Below are 19,520 nucleotides of genomic sequence, written 5' to 3'. Positions count from 1 at the left end.
TTCACCACGCCGTGTCTTCCGGGGGGCTCACCCCTTGTGCAGTGCGGAGAATGATGTCTAAAGTGTAGGCAGCATCTGATCACGCTTATGAAATAGGCAGCTTCATGATCCAACCATCGACGCGAGCGCCCCTGACGGGCGGCCTGTCGATCGGTTCCGTCCCCGTAAGGTCCCCCGTTGCCCTCGCTCCCCTGTCCGGTGTCACGGACGCGCCTTTCCGGCGAATGGTGGCGCGGTTTGGCGTTGGCTGGACCGTGTCGGAGATGGTGCCGGGCGACGGTCTGGTGGCCGGCGACGAAGAGGCCAGGCTGCGCGCGGAAGGGACGGGGATCTCCCCCCATGTCGTGCAGATCGCCGGGTGTGAGCCGCACTGGATGGCCGAGGGCGCGCGGGTCGCCGCCGGAGCCGGTGCCGACGTGATCGATATCAATATGGGCTGCCCGGCGAAGCGCGTGACCGGTGGTTATGCCGGATCGGCGCTGATGCGCGACCTCGACCATGCGGAGCGGCTCATCGCTGCGACGGTGGCGGCGGTCGACCTGCCGGTGACCGTGAAGATGCGGCTCGGCTGGGACGAGACGATGCTCAATGCGCCGGACCTCGCCCGGCGGGCCGCGGCGGCGGGTGTCGTCCTCGTCACGATCCACGGGCGCACGCGGCAGCAGTTCTACAAGGGCTCGGCCGACTGGAGCGCCATCGCCACGGTGAAGGCGGCGGTGACCCTACCGGTCGTCGCCAATGGCGATATCACCACGCCCGCCGACGCCGAGGCCTGCCTCGCGCTGTCCGGGGCGGATGCGGTGATGGTTGGACGGGGCGCACAGGGCCGCCCCTGGGTGCCGTCGCAGATCGCCGCTCATCTTGCGGGCGAACCGGTTCCGGCTGATCCGGATCTTGCGACCCAGCTTGCCTGCGCCACCGAGCTCTACCAGGAACAGCTTGTCCATTATGGCCGGGCGATCGGCGTGCGCCATGCCCGCAAGCATCTCGGCTGGGCGCTCGACGCTGCCGCGGCCGCCTGCAACGCATCCCCGGCGCTTCTGTCGGAGGCCCGCGGCCGTGTCCTCACCACCGACGAGCCGGCCGAGGCCATCGCCACGCTCGCCGAGAGTTTTGATCGCTTTCAATGGAGGGCCGCCGCATGAGCGTCGCAGCCCAGCGTCTCGGCAGCCACGATTCCATCCTCAACGCCTTGCCGCACCCGGTGGTCAGCGTCTCCGCAACCGGCATGATCGTCGACGGCAATGCCGCCGCGGAGGGCTTTTTCCAGGCCTCCATCGCCGTCCTGAAGCGCCATGCCATCAAGGACGTCGTGCCCTTCGGCTCGCCGCTGCTCGCCCTGATCGAACAGGTGCGCGAGCGGCATGCGCCGGTGAACGAATACAAGGTGGATCTCGGCACGCCCCGCAACGGCCATGAGCGGATCGTCGACATCTATGTCGCGCCACTGGCGGAGCGCCCGGGTGACGTCGTGATCATGCTCCAGGAGCGGACGATCGCCGACAAGATGGACCGCCAGCTCACCCATCGCGGTGCGGCGCGGTCGGTCACGGCGCTTGCCGCCATGCTGGCTCACGAGATCAAGAACCCGCTCTCGGGCATTCGTGGCGCGGCACAGCTTCTCGAAGGCTCCGTCGATGACCAGGACCGGACGCTGACCCGGCTCATCTGCGACGAGGCCGACCGCATCGTGAAGCTGGTCGACCGCATGGAGGTCTTTTCCGACGAGCGGCCCGTGGAGCGCCAGCCCGTCAACATCCACGTGGTCCTTGAGCACGTGAAGAAGCTGTCGCAGTCGGGCTTTGCCCGGCACATCCGCTTCGTCGAGGAATATGACCCGTCGCTGCCGCCGGTCTTCGGCAACCGCGACCAGCTCGTCCAGGTCTTCCTGAACCTCGTGAAGAATGCCGCCGAGGCCATCGGCGAGGGGGCCACCGACGGCGAGATCCTGCTGTCGACCGCCTTCCGGCCGGGCGTCAGGCTGACCATGCCGGGCGTGTCCAGCCGCGTCGCGCTGCCGCTGGAGGTCTGCGTCCGCGACAATGGACCGGGCGTTCCCGACGACCTCATGCCGCATCTGTTCGACCCCTTCGTCACCACGAAAAGCTCGGGGACCGGCCTTGGCCTCGCACTCGTCGCCAAGATCGTCGGCGACCACGGTGGCATCGTCGAATGCGACAGTCAGCCCCGCAAGACCGTCTTCCGCATCCTCCTGCCCATGGCCCGCGTGTCGCAAACCGACATGAACGGCCGCAAATCGCTCTGACGAGGCTCCCATGCCGACAGGAACCATCCTGGTCGCCGACGACGACGCCGCCATCCGCACCGTGCTGAACCAGGCGCTGTCGCGGGCGGGCTATGACGTCAGGCTCACCGGTAATGCCACGACCCTCTGGCGCTGGGTGTCGCAGGGCGACGGCGATCTCGTCATCACCGACGTGGTCATGCCCGACGAGAACGCCTTCGACCTGCTGCCGCGCATGAAGAAGCTGCGACCCGACCTGCCGGTCGTGGTGATGAGCGCGCAGAACACCTTCATGACCGCGATCAAGGCATCGGAGCGCGGCGCCTATGACTACCTGCCAAAACCCTTCGACCTGAAGGAGCTCGTCGCCATCGTCGGCCGGGCGCTGGCCGAGCCCAAGGGCAGGCCGGGCAAAGCGTCTCCCGTCGATGCCGACACCATGCCGCTGGTCGGCCGCTCGCCCGCGATGCAGGACATCTACCGTGTCCTCGCCCGCCTCATGCAGACCGACCTCACGGTGATGATCGTCGGCGAGAGCGGCACGGGCAAGGAGCTCGTCGCCCGCGCGCTGCACGACTACGGCAAGCGGCGGAATGGCCCCTTCGTCGCCATCAACATGGCGGCCATCCCGCGCGACCTGATCGAAAGCGAGCTCTTCGGCCACGAGAAGGGCGCCTTCACCGGCGCCCAGTCGCGCAATCCCGGCCGGTTCGAGCAGGCCGAGGGTGGCACGCTGTTCCTCGACGAGATCGGCGACATGCCGATGGAGGCGCAGACGCGCCTGCTGCGCGTCCTCCAGCAGGGCGAGTACACGACGGTCGGCGGCCGCACGCCGATCAAGACCGACGTGCGCATCGTCGCCGCCACCAACAAGGACCTGCGCCAGCTCATTCAGCAGGGTCTGTTCCGCGAGGACCTGTTCTTCCGCCTCAACGTGGTGCCTCTGCGCCTGCCGCCGCTGCGCGAGCGCCTCGACGACGTGCCGGATCTCGTCCGCCACTTCTTCGCCCTCGCCGAGCGCGAGGGCCTGCCGGCGAAGCAGATCGATTCGGCCGCCATGGAGAAGCTCAAGCGCTATCGCTGGCCGGGCAACATCCGCGAGCTGGAGAACCTCATCCGCCGTCTCGCGGCGCTCTATCCGCAGGAGATCATCACCGCCCCCATCGTCGACAACGAGCTGTCGACGCCCGAGCCGGCGACCCAGCGCGAGGAGCCGCGCGAGGACGACACGCTGATGGGCTCGGTGGAGCGGCACATGGGTGCCTATTTCAAGACCTTCGGCGACGACCTGCCGCCGCCCGGCCTTTACCACCGCGTCCTGCGCGAGGTGGAGATCCCGCTGATCTCGGCGGCGCTCGCGGCTACGCGCGGCAACCAGATCAAGGCGGCCGATCTGCTGGGCGTCAATCGCAACACGCTGCGCAAGAAGGTCCGCGACCTCGACATCCAGGTGATCCGCACCTCCCGCTGAGACTTTGTCCTCACGACCGCGTGGGGGCAGGGGGATCGGCGTGTCATTTCGGTCACAGTTGTTGTATCAGGGTCACCGTTGAGTCCCGACGGTGGCGGACCGGCCCGACCGGAATTCCGCCGCACCGTCAGGAGATGAGCATCGGATGACCGATACGACCGCCGCGACGACAGCCCACGACGCCTCGGCCTTCATGCCGCGGCTGCGGACCCGTCGCGCCGGTCCGATCATGGTCGGCATCGCGCTCTTCTTCGGCCTGATCACCTTCCTTCTTGTGACCGGGCTGTTGCCGGTCCAGGCCACCCACGAGGTGGTGCTGACCGTGCTGGTCGCCGACGGCGTGCTCGTCTGTGCGCTGATCTATCTCATCGTGCGCGAGATCCTGGTGCTTCGGCAGGCGCGCCGACAGGGGCAGGCGGCCTCGCGCCTGCACGAGCGCGTCGTCCGTCTCTTCGCCATCGTCGCCTCGGTGCCTGTGGCCGTCATCGCCGTCGCCGCCTCGGTGACGCTCGACCGCGGCCTCGAGAGCATATTCTCGGGCAGCGTGCGCCGCTCCATCGAGGCCTCCGCCAATCTCGCCAACGCCTATCTCGGCGAACAGGTGGTGGTGGTGCGGGCGGAGGCCGCGGCGCTCGTCCAGGACATCGAGCGCATCCGTACGCTCAACCCGGCGGAGGTGAATTTCGGCCGCTTCCTCACTGCCCAGGCCATGGTGCGCGGCCTCACCGTCGTGCGCATCCTGAGGGTCGACGGCACGGTGGTGGAACGCGCCGACCTGCCGTTGCAGTCGGATTTCAACGTGCCGGCGGCGATCCTCGACGAGGTCAGCAAGACCGACGACATCATCGCCAACATCTCCTCGCGCGACGAGCGGGACTATGTCGAGGCCGTGCTCAAGCTCAAACGCGGCGGCGACGAGTTCCTCTATGTCGTGCGCCAGATCAGCCCGCAGATCGCTCAGCACCTGCGCTCCACGCAGGTGGGCCTGTTTGAATACCAGGCGCTGCAGTCGAGGCGCATCGGACTGCAGATCGCCTTCGCGCTGATGTTCGCGCTCATCGCCTTCCTGGTGACGCTGTCGGCCGTGTACCTCGGCCTCTCCTTCGCAAACCGCCTCGTTCAGCCCATCCGCCGGCTCATCGGGGCCGCCGATCAGGTCGCGGCGGGCGACCTTTCGGTCGAGGTCCATATCCGCAAGTCCGAGGGTGATCTCGCCAATCTCGGCGACACGTTCAACAAGATGACTGCCGAGCTGCGCCAGCAGCGCGAGGACCTCATCACCGCACGCGATCAGATCGACAGCCGCCGCCGATTCACCGAGGCGGTGCTCGCCGGCGTCACGGCCGGCGTCATCGGCCTCGACCCGCAGGGCAGGGTGACGCTGACCAACCGCTTCGCCATGGAGATCCTCGACGTCGGCGAGAGCGATCTTGCCGGCACGATCCTCGCCGAATCGGTGCCGGAATTCGCAGATCTCATCGGCCGGGCCGAGCGTGGCGCGTCCGTCGTCCAGGGGCAGGTGCTGATCGTTCGCAGCGGACGCGAACGGACGCTCGTGGTGCGCGTCGCCCCCGAAGCGGACGACGAGGGTGCCCATGGCGCCGTGGTCACGATCGACGACGTCACCGATCTCGTGGTGGCGCAGCGGACCTCGGCCTGGGCCGATATTGCCCGGCGCATCGCCCACGAGATCAAGAACCCGCTGACCCCCATCCAGCTGTCGGCCGAGCGCCTCAAGCGCCGCTATGGCCGCGTCATCACCGATGACCGCGAGGTCTTCGACCAGTGCACTGACACGATCATCCGCCAGGTCGGCGATATCGGCCGCATGGTCGATGAATTCTCCTCCTTCGCGCGCATGCCCAAGCCTGTCTTCGAGACCGAGGACGTGGCCGACACGGTACGGCAGGCGGTGTTCATGATGCGGATCGGCTATCCGGAGATCGATATCGAGGGCGATATCCCGGAGGGGGCGCAGCCCGCCTCCTTCGACCGCCGCCTCATCAGCCAGGCGCTGACCAACATCATCAAGAACGCCACCGAGGCCATTGCCGCCGTGCCGGAGACGGAGCGCGGCAAGGGGCGGATCCTCGTCAGGCTCAATGCCAACACGCCCTATTTCTCGGTGGACGTGATCGATAACGGTATCGGCTTGCCCAAAGAAAACCGCCATCGGCTGCTTGAGCCTTACGTTACGACACGGGAGAAGGGCACCGGCCTTGGCCTCGCCATCGTCGGCAAGATCCTGGAGGAGCATGGCGGGGGCCTCGGCCTCTACGACGCGCCGCCGGATGCCGACGGCCACCAGCGCGGCGCGCATATCCGGTTGAGCTTCAAGGACCAGCAGCTGGCGACCCAGACGATCGCCGCGGCGGAATGAGGGACGGACAGGGACGCATGGCAGGGGACATTCTGGTCGTCGACGACGAGGCGGACATCCGGGACATCGTGGCCGGTATCCTCGACGACGAGGGCTATCGCACCCGAACGGCGCGCAATGCCGACGAGGCGCTCACCGCGATCGAGGCGCGGCGGCCGAACCTCGTCTTCCTCGACATCTGGATGCAGGGCAGCCGGCTCGACGGCCTGCAGCTGCTCGACGTCGTGCGCGAGCGCCACCCGGACCTGCCCGTGGTGATGATCTCCGGCCACGGCAATATCGAGACGGCGGTCTCGGCCATCAAGCGCGGCGCCTACGACTATATCGAGAAGCCCTTCAAGGCCGATCGCCTCGTCCTTGTCGCCGAGCGCGCCATCGAGACGAGCCGGCTGCGCCGCGAGGTCAAGGCACTGCGGCAGATCTCCGGCCAGGCGGCCGGGCTCGTCGGCCGGTCCTCGGCCATGAACCAGCTCCGCCAGACGATCGAGCGGGTCGCGCCGACCAATAGCCGGATCATGATCTTCGGCCCCTCCGGGGCGGGCAAGGAACTGGTGGCGCGGACCATCCACGGCGCCTCGACCCGGACCAATGGTCCCTTCGTCGTCATCAATGCCGCGGCGATCACGCCCGACCGCATGGAGATCGAGCTCTTCGGTTCGGAGGCCGATGGCGCGCAGGGCCGCAAGGTCGGCGCGCTCGAGGAGGCCCATGGCGGCACGCTCTTCATCGAGGAAGTGGCGGAGATGCCGCGCGAGACGCAGAACCGCATCCTGCGCGTCCTCGTCGAACAGAGCTTCCAGCGCATCGGCGGCACCGCCAAGGTGCAGGTGGACGTGCGCATCATCTCGGCCACCGCCCGCGACATCCAGGGCGACATCACCCTCGGTCGTTTCCGCGAGGATCTGTTCCACCGTCTCGCGGTGGTGCCGGTCCGCGTGCCGTCGCTTGCCGAGCGGCGCGAGGACATCCCCGAACTCGTCGAGCATTTCGTCGAGCAGCTCGCCACCGTCTCCGGCCTGCCGCGCCGGCGCATCGGCGACGATGCCATGGCGGTTCTCCAGTCTCATGACTGGCCGGGGAACCTGCGCCAGCTCCGCAACAATATCGAGCGCGTGCTGATCCTCGCCGGCGGCGATCCGGAGGCGGTCGTCACTGTCTCGATGCTGCCGCCGGACGTCGGCGCCGCCGCGCCGTCCATGCCGACGGGGCAGGGGGGCGAGCACCTCATGGCCCTGCCGCTGCGCGAGGCCCGCGAGGCCTTCGAGCGTGAATATCTTGCCGCTCAGATCAACCGGTTCGGCGGCAATATCTCGCGCACCGCCGAGTTCATCGGCATGGAACGCTCGGCGCTTCACCGCAAGCTCAAGGCCCTGTCGGTGGAATGATCCCCGATTTCGGCAGGGCCGCCTTGCAGCGCAATATCCGCTGCCGCGTTTCGCCGGCCGAGCGAACCATGGCACAGTGCGCCCGCGCCGCCGCCACGCGTCGCCCCCTGTCCTGATCCCGTCCGAGGAGCCGAGCCGCATGTCCCGCGTCGCCTATGTCAACGGAAGCTACGTGCCCCATGGCGAGGCCGCCGTTCATATCGAGGATCGCGGCTACCAATTCGCTGACGGCGTCTATGAGGTCTGCGAGGTGAGGGGAGGCCGTCTTGTCGACGAGACGCGCCACATGGACAGGCTCGAGCGCTCGCTCAGCGAATTGCGCATCGCCATGCCCATGGATCGCCGCCCGCTCGGCATGGTCCTGCGCGAGACGGTGCGCCGCAATCGCGTGCGCAACGGTCTCGTCTATCTGCAGGTGACCCGCGGCGTCGCCCGGCGTGACCATGCCTTCCCCAAGCCCGGTACGCCGCCTGCCCTCGTCGTCACCGCCAAGTCCATCGACTTCGGCAAGAACGACGCCAATGCGGCGAAGGGCGTCAAGGTCATCTCCATGCCCGACAACCGCTGGGAGCGGGTGGACATCAAGTCGGTCGGGCTCCTGCCGAACTGCATCGCCAAGCAGGCGGCGCGGGAGAAGGGCGCCTACGAGGCCTGGCTCGTCGATGACGACGGCTTCGTCACCGAGGGGTCCTCCACCAATGCCTGGATCATCACCAAGGACGGCGCGCTGGTGACCCGCTTCGCCGATACCGGCATCCTCAAGGGCATCACCCGCACCACGATCTTCGACCTCTGCCAGCGCGAGGGCCTGAGGATCGAGGAGCGCAAGTTCACGATCGAGGAGGCCCAGAACGCCCGTGAGGCCTTCCTGTCCTCGGCCACGACGATCGTCATGCCCATCGTCGAGATCGATGGCCGCCCGGTCGGCAACGGCGCTCCGGGCTCGATCGCAACCGACCTTCGCGCCAAGTTCCACGAGGTGGCCGAGATCGCCTGAGAAGGCCCATGCGACACGGGGCCGTGACCACAAGGCGCTTGTGCGCTGCGGCATGATCGGCCTTTAATGGCATAACCCAAGAACAAGCCCGCCGGCTCCGCCGGCCCATAAACCTTCGCGGCGCCTTTCAGTCCGCGGCAACAAAACGGAAAAAGACAATGGCGGAAAGAGCGCAAAACCTCCAGGACACCTTCCTCAACCACGTCCGCAAGCAGAAGATTCCGCTCACGATTTTCCTGGTGAACGGCGTCAAGCTGCAGGGCGTCGTCACCTGGTTCGACAATTTCTGCGTCCTGCTGCGCCGGGACGGGCACTCGCAATTGGTCTATAAGCACGCCATATCGACCATCATGCCCGGTGCGCCTGTCCAGCTTTTCGAACCCCAGGACGGTGACGACAAGGGCTGATCTCCTTCCCGGAGCCCTTGTTGGACATTCGCAGACCCGACATCGTCAGCACCACTCTCGCCGATGGCGAGGAACCGCGCGGCACACCGACGCGAGTCCTCGTCGTTGTGCCCGTCCGCTCGTCGCGGCGAGGTGAGGGGGCAGATGCGCCCTCGCGCTCGGCCACGGCGAAGCGCGACGAGGCGGTGGGCCTCGCCGCTGCAATCGACCTCGAGGTCACCGAGGCGGTGATCGTCACCCTCAACGAGCCGCGCCCTGCGACCCTCATCGGCAAGGGCAAGGTCGAGGAACTCGCCGGCCTTGTCACGGTCCACGATGCCGGGCTCGTCTTTGTCGACGCCGCGCTGTCACCCGTGCAGCAGCGCAACCTCGAAAAGGCGTGGAAGGCCAAGGTCGTGGACCGCACGGGCCTGATCCTCGAGATCTTCGGCCGGCGGGCCCGCACCAAAGAGGGCGGGCTGCAGGTCGAACTCGCCCATCTGAGCTACCAGAAGAGCCGGCTCGTCCGCTCCTGGACCCACCTTGAGCGCCAGCGCGGCGGTTTCGGCTTCCTCGGCGGTCCTGGCGAGACGCAGATCGAGGCCGACCGCCGGATGATCCAGGAGCGCATCACCCGGATCGAGCGCGAGCTCGAACAGGTGACGCGCACGCGCCGCCTGCATCGCCAAAGCCGCCGCCGCGTGCCTTATCCGATCATCGCGCTGGTCGGCTACACCAATGCCGGCAAGTCCACGCTGTTCAACGCGCTGACCACCGGCGGCGTGCTGGCGCAGGACCTGCTCTTCGCGACCCTCGATCCGACGCTGCGCCAGATGCGCCTGCCGCGCGGCACCAAGGCGATCCTCTCGGATACGGTCGGCTTCATCTCCGACCTGCCGACCATGCTCGTCGCCGCCTTCAGGGCGACCCTGGAGGAGGTCATCGAGGCCGATGTGATCCTGCATGTGCGCGACGTCAGCCATGGCGACACGGAGGCCCAGGCCGCGGATGTGAAGGCCATCCTTGGCGACCTCGGCATCGACCAGGCGACGCGCACCATCCTGGAGGTCTGGAACAAGGTGGATCTGCTCGACGCCGAGACGCGCGAGGCCGCGCGCAACCGGGCCGAGCGCCACGAACCGGAGGCGCGACCACATTTCGTCTCGGCGATCACCGGGGAGGGGATCCCCGAGCTCCTGTCGGCGGTGGAGGACAAGCTGCGTGCCGCCCATGACCGCATGACCGTGACGGTCGCTGCCGCCGATGGCGCGACGCTCCATTGGATCCACGAGAATGCCGAGGTGGAGGCGCGCGAACCGCTCGACAGCGGCGAGACCCGCGTCACGCTGCGCATTGCACCGGCCAAGCGCGAACAGCTGGAACGGCGGCTAGCTCAGGCCTCCTGAAGGCTCAGCCGGCCTCGTGCTCCCGGCGCTTCGCCTCGTTCCACAGGGCATCCATCTCGTCGAGGGAGGCCTCGGCAGGTGTTCTGCCTTCGGCGGCCAGCGAGGCCTCGATCATTCCGAAGCGACGCTCGAACTTGGCGTTGGTGCCGCGCAGGGCGCCCTCGGGATCGACGCCAAGATGGCGGGCGAGATTGACGGCGGCGAAGAGCAGATCGCCAACCTCGTGGGCCACGGCCGCCTGCGGAGCACCGGCGCGACGCGCTTCGACGATCTCTTGGGCTTCCTCGACGATCTTGGCCAGGACAGCATCGACATCGTTCCAGTCGAAACCGACCTTGCCGGCCTTGTCCTGGAGCTTGAGCGCGCGGGTCAATGCGGGCAGGGCGGTCGGAACCCCCGCCAGGACACCGGCTGCGGCCGGAACCGGTAGGCCAAGCCGCTGGCGCTCCTCGGCCTTCGCCCGCTTCTCCTCGGCCTTGATGCTGTCCCAGAGGCCCTTGACGGCCTCGGGGCTCATGTCGCGGTCGCCGCCGAAGACATGGGGGTGTCGACGGATCAGCTTCTCGGTGATGGCACGGACGACGTCGGGAAAAGCAAAGACGCCTTGCTCCTCGGCCATCCGGGCATGGAAGACGACCTGAAGCAGGAGGTCGCCCAGCTCATCCTTCAGGTCCGCGAGATCGCCACGCTCGATGGCATCGGCCACCTCATAGGCTTCCTCGATGGTGAACGGCGCGATCGTCGTAAAGTCCTGCTCGAGGTCCTAGGGACAGCCGCGGCCGGGCGTGCGGAGCCAGGCCATGATCTCCAGCAGGCGCTGGATGTCCCCGGAGGGCGTAACGGCGGTGGGATCGAGGGAGGGCTGGCTCATGGGAGAGTGTGGCGGTGAAGGGCCGGGCGATGGCAAGGGCAACGGCGGGTCGTCCACAGGACTTGGTGGCCTTCGCAAGACGCCAAGGAATGATTCGCATAAGACATATTATGGAATTCCAAGAGCCATCAATATTGGCCTGTCCACAGCACCACGGCGGTGCTCTGGGCCTCAGTCGAGGATGATCCGCATGCCGTCGAAGGCCGGCACAATGTGATCCGGCAAGCGACTTTGCAGCACGCGGTAATCCACGTCGGTATGCAGGTTGGTCAGGACGGCGCGCGTCGGCGCGAAATCCGCGAGATAGGCCAAAGCTTCGTCGACGCTCAGATGCGTCGGGTGGCGCGTGTAGCGCAGCGCGTCGAGGATGATCATCCGCGCGTCGATGAAGGCTGCCCGTGACATCGCTGGAATCATACTGACATCAGGACAATAGACAGCGTCCTTGAAGCGAAATCCGAAGGCGCGATAGCCGGCCCCATGCTCGACCGTGATCGGCCCGAAGGCGATGGCCCCGCCGGGGCCGTCGATCACCACGGGCGTGTCAGGCGCGAATTCATGCATGTCGACAATCGGCGGATAGTCGCTGCCGGGCGGCGATGCGAAGCAATAGCCGAAGCGCTGGCGCAGCGTCGCGGCGGTGACGTCGTCGGCATGGACGGCGATGCGCCGGCGCATGGCGAGCACGATCGGCCGAAGGTCGTCGATACCGTGGGTGTGGTCGGCGTGATCGTGCGTGTAGAGCACCGCATCAAGCCGCGTGACGCCGGCGCCGATCAGTTGCTCGCGCAAGTCCGGGCCCGTGTCGATCAGGACCGTGGTGACACCGCCCGGACCGGTCTGCTCGACCAGGATGGCGCAGCGGCGGCGGCGGTTACGGGGCTCGGCGGGATCGCAGGCCCCCCAACCCTGACCGGCCCGCGGCACGCCGCCCGAAGAGCCGCATCCGAGGATGGTCACCTCAAGGCTCATGGCCGACCTCAGGCCGACAGGCGCTGGAGCGGATCGGCCTTGGCGAAAAGCCGGTAGAAATTCGCCGAGGTTTGCCGCGCCATCTCCTCCGCCGTGAGGCCGACCGCTTCGGCAACCACCTTGCCCGTCTCGACCACGTAGGACGGCTCGTTGGTCTTGCCGCGGAACTTGCCCGGCGCGAGGTATGGCGCGTCAGTTTCGACGAGGATGCGGTCGAGCGGCAGGTCGCGGGCGAGATCACGCAGGTTCTGGGCGCTTTTGTAGGTCGCAATCCCGGAGAAGGAGACATAGAGGCCGAGGTCGATGCCGGTCATGGCGAGTTCGCGCGAGCCGGTGAAGCAGTGGAGAACGGCGGCGAAAGCCCCCATCCCCATTTCCTCGGTCAGGATCTCGGCGACGCGCGCATCGGCCTCGCGCGCGTGGATGACGAGCGGCAGCCCGCTCGCTCGCGCCGCGGCGATATGGGTGAGGAAACCCTGTTCCTGCGCATCCCTCGGAGACTTGTCGTAGAACCAGTCGAGACCGGCCTCGCCGATGGCGATGACCTTGGGATGGGCCGAGAGCCTGACGAGCTCCTCGGCTGTGACGTCGAGCTCCTCATGGGCGTTATGCGGATGGGTGCCGACCGAGCACCAGATGCCGTCATGGGCGTCAGCGATCGCGCGGATCGCATCGAACCGGCGCACGCGCGTCGAGATCGTCACCATGGACTGGAGGCCAGCCGCCACCGCGCGGCCGATCAGGCCCTGCCGGTCGGCGGCAAGCGCCGGAAAGTCGAGGTGACAATGGCTGTCGACCCACATCAGGTGGTGGGCTCCGCATCGACATAGCGAGGGAAGACACCGACCGGTGCCGGCAGCGCCGTGCCGGGAACGAGGCGGTTGCCGAGCGCCGCGAAGTCGCGCGCGTCTACCGGGACGGCGAGGAGGTCGAGCAGCTTCGGCGCGCCGAGCGGAATGGCGGGGCCTGCGAGGATCGCCGCCTTACGGATCACCTCGGCGGTGACATAGAGCACCGTCTCCATACGCGCCGGATCGGTCTTGCGCAGCGCCCAGGGTGCCTGCGCCGCAAAGTACCGGTTGGCCTCGCCCACTACCGCCCAGACGGCCTCCAGCCAGCGATGGATCTGCTGGCTCGCCATGGCTTCTCGCGAGAGATCGAGCATGCCATCGGCGGCCCCGAGGATCGCCTCGTCCTCGGCGCTGAAGGGCCCGGGCGTCGGCAGCACGCCGTCGCAGTTCTTGGCGATCATCGACAGCGAGCGCTGCGCGAGGTTGCCGATGTCGTTGGCAAGGTCGGCATTGGTGCGGGCGACGATGGCCTCGTGCGAATAGGAGCCGTCATTGCCGAAGGCGACTTCGCGCAGGAGGAAGTAGCGCATGGCGTCGACGCCATAGGTCTCGGCCATGCCGAAGGGATCGACGACATTGCCGAGCGACTTCGACATTTTCTCGCCGCGGTTGAACAGGAAGCCGTGGCCATAGACGCGCTTCGGCAGCGGCAGGCCCGCCGACATCAGGAAGGCCGGCCAGTAAACGGCGTGGAAGCGGACGATGTCCTTGCCGATGACGTGAAGATCGGCCGGCCACCAGGCCCAGCGCGGCGCGCTCTCGTCGGGAAAGCCGGCGGCAGTGATGTAGTTGGTCAGGGCGTCGACCCAGACATACATGACGTGGCCATCGACGCCGGGAACCGGCACGCCCCAGTCGAAGGTGGTGCGCGACACCGACAGGTCGGTCAGCCCGCCCTTCACGAAGCTGATGACCTCGTTGAAGCGGGTGTCCGGGCCGACGAAGTCGGGGTTCGCCTCATAGAAGGCCAGCAGCTTGTCCTGGTATTTGGACAGACGGAAGAAATAGGTCTCCTCCTTGGTCCATTCGACCGGCGTCCCCTGCCCGCCGACCCGCACGCCTTCGGCATTCACCGAGGTTTCGTCCTCGTTGTAAAAGGCTTCGTCGCGGACCGAGTACCAGCCCTCGTAGCCGCCAAGATAGATGTCGCCGGCGGCGACCATGCGCTCCCAGATGGCCTGGCTCGCCGTGTAGTGGCGCGGCTCTGTGGTGCGGATGAAGTCGTCGTTTGAGATGGCGAGCGCCTCGGCCATGGCGCGGAACCGATCGGAATTGCGGTCGGCCAGCGCGCGGGCGGTCAGCCCCTCGCGCTCGGCGGTCTGCACCATCTTCAGGCCGTGTTCGTCGGTGCCGGTGAGGAAGAAGACGTCGCGGCCGTCGGCGCGCATGAAGCGGGCGATCGCGTCAGTGGCGATGACCTCGTAGGCGTGGCCGATATGCGGGGCGCCGTTCGGATAGGAAATGGCGGTCGTGACGTAGAAGCGTTGCTTCGACATGGCGGTAATGGCGATCCGGGGTCAGGCGTGCCGCCGGCCGGCCTCGGCGAGCCAGCCGAAAACCTGGAAAACGAAGGGCTTGCGTTCGAGGTTGAACGTGCGCACCTGCGCCGCGGTAGCCTCGACCTTCTCCCATACCTCGGCATGGGGTGCAAGGCGACGCGCCCCCTCGCCCGCGGCGCGGCGGACATGGCCGTGGATGTGGTCGAAGACCATCCGCAGGAACAGGTCAAAGAGCGCGTCGTCGCGCCGCGCGAGCTTGTCGCCGAGGGTGTGGATGGCCATCGGATCGGGCTCGGGGAGCGCGCCCAGCAGCCGCTCGACCTCGCCGGCAAAGCCGTCCTGGGCACCCTCTGCGAGTTCCAGCGCGCGCCGCAGGCTGCCGTCGGCATGGGCGGCGATGCGGGCGGCCTCGTCCGGCGGCAGCCGGATGTCGTCGAAGGTGCCGAGGCCCTCGGCGATCTCGGCCGGCGTGAGCGGCGCCAGGGACAGGACGCGGCAGCGCGAGCGGATGGTCGGCAGCAGCCGCCCCGGCATATGCGCGAGGATGAGGAAGAGCGACCGCGGCGGCGGCTCCTCCAGCAGTTTCAGCAGGGCATTGGCGCTGGAGCGGTTGAGGTCGTCGGCGGCATCGACGATGCAGATGCGCCAGCCCCCCTCGCCCGCCGTCGAGCCGAAGAAGCGGACGATCTCGCGCATGGCGGAGACGGAGATGTCCTGCGGGATCTTCTCCTTACCCGCCTCGGCGATGCGGCGCAGCGCGAGGAGGTCGGGATGGGAGCCCGCGACGATGCGCCGGGCTGCCGGGTGGTCCTCCGGCACGGCAAGGTTCCGGGTCGATGGGGGGATTGCCTCGGGACGGGGATGGGCGAGGACGAAACGGGCGAAGCGATAGGCCAGCGTCGCCTTGCCGATGCCTTCAGGCCCACCGATCAGCCAGGCATGGTGCATCCGCGGGCCGCGATAGGCGTCCAGGAGCTGGCATTCCGCATCGGCATGGCCGATGAGGATGGTGCGCTCGCGCGGGTGCGGCGCGCCGTCCAGCCGGTCGGCGGCATTCTCCTCGATCATGACGCCACCAGCCGCGCCCCGATGTCGAAGCGCTCCACGACCACCGCGCGGATCGCCTCGGTCACGTCATCTGCATCGGCCGAGGCATCGATGAGCCGGCAGCGCTCCGGCTCGGCGCGGGCTATGGCCTTGAAGCCCTGGCGCAGCTTGGTGTGGAAGGCGACGCCCTCCTTCTCGAAACGGTCGGCGGCGATGCCACGGCTCGCCACGCGGGCGAGACCCACTTTGGCCGGCAGGTCGAGGATCAGGGTCAGGTCCGGACGGTTCCCGCCGACGGTCACGTTTTCGATCGCAAGGACCAGCTCCATGGGCACGCGCCCCGCATGGCCCTGATAAACGCGGGTGGAATCGGCGAAGCGGTCGCAGATCACCCAGGCCCCGCGCGTCAGCGCAGGCAGGATCGTGACGTCGAGATGGTCGCGCCGCGCCGCTGCGAAGAGCATGGTCTCGGCCTCCGGGCCGAAGGGCTCGGCACCACCGGCAAGGAGGACATGCCGGAGAACCTCGGCACCCGGCGAGCCGCCGGGTTCGCGCGTCAGCACGACCTCGACGCCCTTCTGCTCGAGGAAGGCGGCGAGGCGCCTGGCCTGCGTCGACTTTCCCGCCCCCTCCCCGCCTTCCAGCGTGATGAAACGGCCGCGCGGCGTCGCTATCGGCGCCGGATCGGTCACGGACGCGCCGTCCCGGTGCGGATCCAGCCGGTGGCGAGTTCCCAGGCGCCCTGCATGGCGCGCTGGCTGAGCGTGCCGGTGCCGACATCGGCGGCCGCGAAGACCGGCACCTCCAGCGCGACCTGGCTGCCGCGCAACACGCGGAGCATGCCAACCTCGGCGCCCTGACGCACCGGCGCCCGCACGGGGCCGCGATAGACGATCTGGGCGGTGACGCGGTCCGACTGTCCGCGCGGCAGGAGGAGGCGCACTGGCTTGCCGGCGGTGACCGACACTGTCCCCTGCCCGCCGCCAAAGACAGCGACGTCGCCGATCGTCTCGTTCTCCTGGAACAGGTCGCGCAGTTCGAAGGAGCGGAAACCCCAATCGAGCAGCTTGCGGGCCTCGTTGGAGCGTTCCTGCAGCGAGCGGGCGCCCATGACGACGACGATGAGCCGCTGGCCGTTTTGCACTGCCGAGCCCGCAAGGTTGAAGCCGGCCTCCTCGATATAGCCCGTTTTCAGCCCGTCGGCGCCGGGATAGGTACCGAGCAGCGGGTTGCGGTTCTGCTGGCGGATGCCGCCCCAGACGAACTCCCGCTCGCCATAGAGGCCGTAGTGCTCGGGATGGGCGCGGATGATGTGGTCGGCGAGCCTCGCGATGTCGCGCGCGGTGGAGCGCTGCTCGGGGTCAGGAAGGCCGGTCGCATTGCGGAAGACCGAGCGCGTCAGACCGAGTGTGCGGGCGCGGGTGTTCATGACGGCAATGAAATTCGCCTCGGTGCCCGATACGGCCTCGGCGAGCGCGATGGATGCGTCGTTGCCGGACTGGATGACGACGCCGCGCATGAGGTCCTGGACCTTCACGCGGGAATTGACGGCCGCATACATGGAAGAGGTTCGCGACGGAGCCCCTCCCCGCCGCCAGGCGTCCTCGCTGATGACGACCTCCTGGTCGAGGCGAAGCCGGCCCTGCCGTAACTCCTCGAAGATCACCGCCATGGTCATCAGCTTGGCGAGGCTGGCGGGCGCTTGCGGCTCATCGGCCGCTTTTTCGAAGAGAAAGGACTGGGTGCCGACGTCGAACAGGATCGCATTGCGAACGGTGGTCTGGAAATTGTCCTGCGCCTTCGCAGGCGCGGCCATGGCCCAAACGGTGACGGCCAGCGCCGTCATGGCGAGTCGCAGGGTCACGATGGCAGTCCTCCCACCCCATGGATGGGGCGGGCGCGACGCGAAATCAAGGTTCGTCAGTACAGCGAGCCGAAGCCGAGAGCTGCCCGTACCGGGGCACCGCCGGGCATGGCGGCGATGGCCGGCGCTGCGGTCCGCGGGGGCGCGAAGGCGGTGGCGGCTGGCACGGTGACGGGACGCGACGAGGCTGTCGCGAGCACCGGCGCGGCCGGCTGCGGCGCGGCGGAGGGAGCCGGCGTCGCGACGACCGTCACGGTTGCCGGGGCGACCTGCGCCGGCGTGTTCGACCGGGCGACCACCGTAGTGGCGACGGGAGCGGCAGGCGCCGAATCGCGCAGGCCCGGACGCTCCAACGGCAGCGGCGCCGAGGCCATGGTGATCGGCGACGACGCGGCAACCGGCGCGGCGGCGACCTGGCCGGGTGCCGACGCGAAGGGATTGGACTGGACGAGATCGGGATTGACGTCGCCCGGCGCGCTCGGCGCGGCCGACGCATCCCGGCGGAAGAAGGCGAAACCCTGCGCGGGCTGTTCCTGCGGGGCCGGCAACGGGGCGGCAACGACGGGGACCGCAACCGGTGTCGTGGCGGCGGCGGGCGCCGGACGGGGCGCCGGATCCGGCACCGTCTGCGGCGCGGCGGAGGCGATCATGGTGGCCGGGGCGCCGCCGACAGGACGCGGCGCGGGCGAGCCATCCGTGCGCAGCGTCGCCAGCAGCATACGGTCGTCAGAACCTTCCATCGGCGCGCGGCCGACATATTCGACACGCACGCGGGCCAGACCCTGGCCGCGGAAATTCAGCAGGTTGGAGGCCCGGTGCGACAAGTCGATGACGCGGTTGCCGTGGAACGGCCCGCGGTCGTTGACGCGCACGATGAGCGAATGGCCGTTGCTGAGATTGGTGACTCGGGCATAGCTCGGCATCGGCATGGTGCGGTGCGCCGCCGAGAGCGAGTTCATGTCGTAGACCTCACCATTGGCGGTCAGGCGGCCGTGGAACTGGCGTCCGTACCAGGACGCGATTCCCGCCTCGGTGTGGCCCTCACGCTTCTCGAAAGGCGTATAGGTGCGGCCGGCGACCCGGTACGGGCGGCCGACGCGATAGACGCCGCCCCCCCGCGGCACGGACGCACCGTCGGCCACGACGCGCGGGCTGGAGCTCACCCCATACTGCGAATTGAAACGGTCAACGGGACCGCTGGACGATGCCGTCTGGCTGTTGCACCCGCCAAGCGCCAGCCCAAGGCCGCAAAGCGCCGTGCAGGCCAGGATGCGGCTGCGCGTCCCCATGACGGAAACGGACGCGCGCGGGCCCTCGCCGATCGCCGAAGAGTTCAAGCTGGTCGCTCCATGCCTGCGCGGGACCAGCCCGCTCCGCATCGGCATCCTTAGCCGACGCCGTCCCGAACCGCCAGTGTCGTTGCAAATGGGACGAATTCGTGACGCTTGCCATCATCTTGCCCAATGATGGTTATGCGGCCATTAACCGTGGATTGAGGCGGCCATGCGCGCTGCGCCGTGGCGGATGGGGTGAGATTCGAACTCACGGTGAGCTTGCACCCACGGCGGTTTTCAAGACCGCTGCCTTAAACCACTCGGCCACCCATCCGCATCGCAGGAAGCGAGCGCCTGCATAGGGCGCGGCGGGCCGGCGCGTCAACGTGCCGGCCGCATCTGGCATCGACGTGTCGCTCTCAGATGAAAAACCCCGCCGCCTGGAGGCGACGGGGTCGATGCGGTGGTGGTGCGGACTGGCGTCAGAAGCGGCAGACGCGCTCGCCCCAGCGGTTGATCCAGCAGCGGCGCACCGGGCGGAAGGGACGCGGGCCGTAGAAGCCATAGGGGCGATACGGACGATACGGACGATAGGGGCGGTAGGGGCGGAAGTGGCGGCGGCGGCGCCAACCGGGGCCCGGGCCGTAGCCATAGCCGTAGCCCCACTGCATCTCGAGCGGTGCGCCGGCAGGCGTCGCGGCAGGGGTGGCGGCAGTCGCTCCGGCCGGTGCGGCCATGGCCGCAGAGCTGAAGGCGGCCGCGGCGGCCCCCCCCCCCGCCCCGGGGCCGAAGAAAAAACCACGGTCCCATAGATACACCATGAGGTCGACGGCGTGATTCTGCGCCGTGGCAAATTAAACCATGATTAAACG

General features: G+C 68.1%; 16 protein-coding genes, 1 tRNA gene and 1 pseudogene. 8 read left to right on the top strand and 10 right to left on the bottom strand.

The genetic code is table 11. From position 1 onward, the window contains the following. The first annotated feature begins 143 nt into the window (after nucleotides 1-143). The 8 genes from dusB (at nucleotide 144) to hflX (ending at nucleotide 10,270) form a co-directional block, all read left to right on the top strand. Nucleotides 144-1,145, top strand: a complete 1,002-nt coding sequence (gene dusB, locus O9344_RS15555; protein WP_298479461.1) for a tRNA dihydrouridine synthase DusB — start codon at nucleotides 144-146, stop codon at nucleotides 1,143-1,145. Continuing rightward, on the top strand, nucleotides 1,142-2,266 hold the full coding sequence (locus O9344_RS15550; RefSeq protein WP_298479211.1) for a nitrogen regulation protein NR(II): 1,125 nt from the start codon (nucleotides 1,142-1,144) through the stop codon (nucleotides 2,264-2,266). The genes dusB and O9344_RS15550 overlap by 4 nt, the downstream gene beginning before the upstream one ends. Before the next feature lie 10 nt (nucleotides 2,267-2,276). Further along, nucleotides 2,277-3,716: a nitrogen regulation protein NR(I) gene (ntrC, locus tag O9344_RS15545; RefSeq protein WP_298479208.1), complete on the top strand. Its 1,440-nt coding sequence runs from the start codon at nucleotides 2,277-2,279 to the stop codon at nucleotides 3,714-3,716. A 145-nt stretch (nucleotides 3,717-3,861) separates the two neighbouring features. Further along, nucleotides 3,862-6,096: a PAS domain-containing sensor histidine kinase gene (locus O9344_RS15540; RefSeq protein ID WP_298479205.1), complete on the top strand. Its 2,235-nt coding sequence runs from the start codon at nucleotides 3,862-3,864 to the stop codon at nucleotides 6,094-6,096. A gap of 17 nt (nucleotides 6,097-6,113) precedes the next feature. Further along, nucleotides 6,114-7,481, top strand: a complete 1,368-nt coding sequence (locus O9344_RS15535) for a sigma-54 dependent transcriptional regulator (RefSeq protein ID WP_298479200.1) — start codon at nucleotides 6,114-6,116, stop codon at nucleotides 7,479-7,481. A gap of 139 nt (nucleotides 7,482-7,620) precedes the next feature. Next, nucleotides 7,621-8,478 (top strand): D-amino-acid transaminase, encoded by an 858-nt coding sequence (locus O9344_RS15530; RefSeq protein ID WP_298479197.1) that lies wholly within the window; start codon nucleotides 7,621-7,623, stop codon nucleotides 8,476-8,478. A 158-nt stretch (nucleotides 8,479-8,636) separates the two neighbouring features. After that, the gene (hfq, locus tag O9344_RS15525; RefSeq protein WP_108176771.1) at nucleotides 8,637-8,885 is read left to right on the top strand and encodes an RNA chaperone Hfq; all 249 of its coding nucleotides are present in this window, start codon (nucleotides 8,637-8,639) and stop codon (nucleotides 8,883-8,885) included. A gap of 20 nt (nucleotides 8,886-8,905) precedes the next feature. Then, nucleotides 8,906-10,270 carry a GTPase HflX gene (gene hflX, locus O9344_RS15520; protein ID WP_298479192.1) on the top strand — a complete coding sequence of 455 codons (1,365 nt, stop codon included), beginning with the start codon at nucleotides 8,906-8,908 and terminating at the stop codon, nucleotides 10,268-10,270. Nucleotides 10,271-10,274: 4 nt separating this feature from the next. Here the strand turns inward: hflX and mazG are convergent. The 10 genes and pseudogenes from mazG to O9344_RS15470 all read right to left on the bottom strand — a co-directional run bounded on the left by mazG (nucleotide 10,275) and on the right by O9344_RS15470 (nucleotide 19,385). Next, nucleotides 10,275-11,141 (bottom strand): annotated as a pseudogene (mazG, locus tag O9344_RS15515) (nucleoside triphosphate pyrophosphohydrolase). Between the two features lie 171 nt (nucleotides 11,142-11,312). Then, nucleotides 11,313-12,113 carry an MBL fold metallo-hydrolase gene (locus O9344_RS15510; RefSeq protein WP_298479188.1) on the bottom strand — a complete coding sequence of 267 codons (801 nt, stop codon included), beginning with the start codon at nucleotides 12,111-12,113 and terminating at the stop codon, nucleotides 11,313-11,315. 8 nt (nucleotides 12,114-12,121) lie between these two features. Then, complete coding sequence (locus tag O9344_RS15505) at nucleotides 12,122-12,916, bottom strand: TatD family hydrolase (RefSeq protein ID WP_298479186.1); 795 nt, start codon at nucleotides 12,914-12,916, stop codon at nucleotides 12,122-12,124. Next, nucleotides 12,916-14,460, bottom strand: a complete 1,545-nt coding sequence (gene metG / locus O9344_RS15500; protein WP_298479184.1) for a methionine--tRNA ligase — start codon at nucleotides 14,458-14,460, stop codon at nucleotides 12,916-12,918. The genes O9344_RS15505 and metG overlap by 1 nt, the downstream gene beginning before the upstream one ends. Before the next feature lie 21 nt (nucleotides 14,461-14,481). Further along, the gene (locus tag O9344_RS15495) at nucleotides 14,482-15,531 is read right to left on the bottom strand and encodes a DNA polymerase III subunit delta' (RefSeq protein WP_298479182.1); all 1,050 of its coding nucleotides are present in this window, start codon (nucleotides 15,529-15,531) and stop codon (nucleotides 14,482-14,484) included. After that, a complete protein-coding gene (gene tmk / locus O9344_RS15490; RefSeq protein ID WP_298479180.1) occupies nucleotides 15,528-16,202 on the bottom strand; it encodes a dTMP kinase in 675 nt (224 codons plus the stop codon). Before tmk ends, O9344_RS15495 begins: the two co-directional genes overlap by 4 nt. Beyond that, a complete protein-coding gene (locus O9344_RS15485) occupies nucleotides 16,199-17,374 on the bottom strand; it encodes a D-alanyl-D-alanine carboxypeptidase family protein (protein WP_298479178.1) in 1,176 nt (391 codons plus the stop codon). The genes tmk and O9344_RS15485 overlap by 4 nt, the downstream gene beginning before the upstream one ends. A gap of 56 nt (nucleotides 17,375-17,430) precedes the next feature. Then, a complete protein-coding gene (locus O9344_RS15480; protein WP_298479176.1) occupies nucleotides 17,431-18,498 on the bottom strand; it encodes a septal ring lytic transglycosylase RlpA family protein in 1,068 nt (355 codons plus the stop codon). Between the two features lie 394 nt (nucleotides 18,499-18,892). Continuing rightward, nucleotides 18,893-18,982: transfer RNA gene (locus O9344_RS15475), tRNA-Ser, on the bottom strand. A gap of 148 nt (nucleotides 18,983-19,130) precedes the next feature. After that, on the bottom strand, nucleotides 19,131-19,385 hold the full coding sequence (locus tag O9344_RS15470) for a hypothetical protein (protein WP_298479174.1): 255 nt from the start codon (nucleotides 19,383-19,385) through the stop codon (nucleotides 19,131-19,133). Nucleotides 19,386-19,520: the final 135 nt, after the last annotated feature.

Origin of the sequence: Phreatobacter sp., assembly GCF_027532945.1 — a bacterium.
Lineage (GTDB): Bacteria > Pseudomonadota > Alphaproteobacteria > Rhizobiales > Phreatobacteraceae > Phreatobacter.
This window is presented reverse-complemented; position numbering and strand designations above follow the sequence as displayed.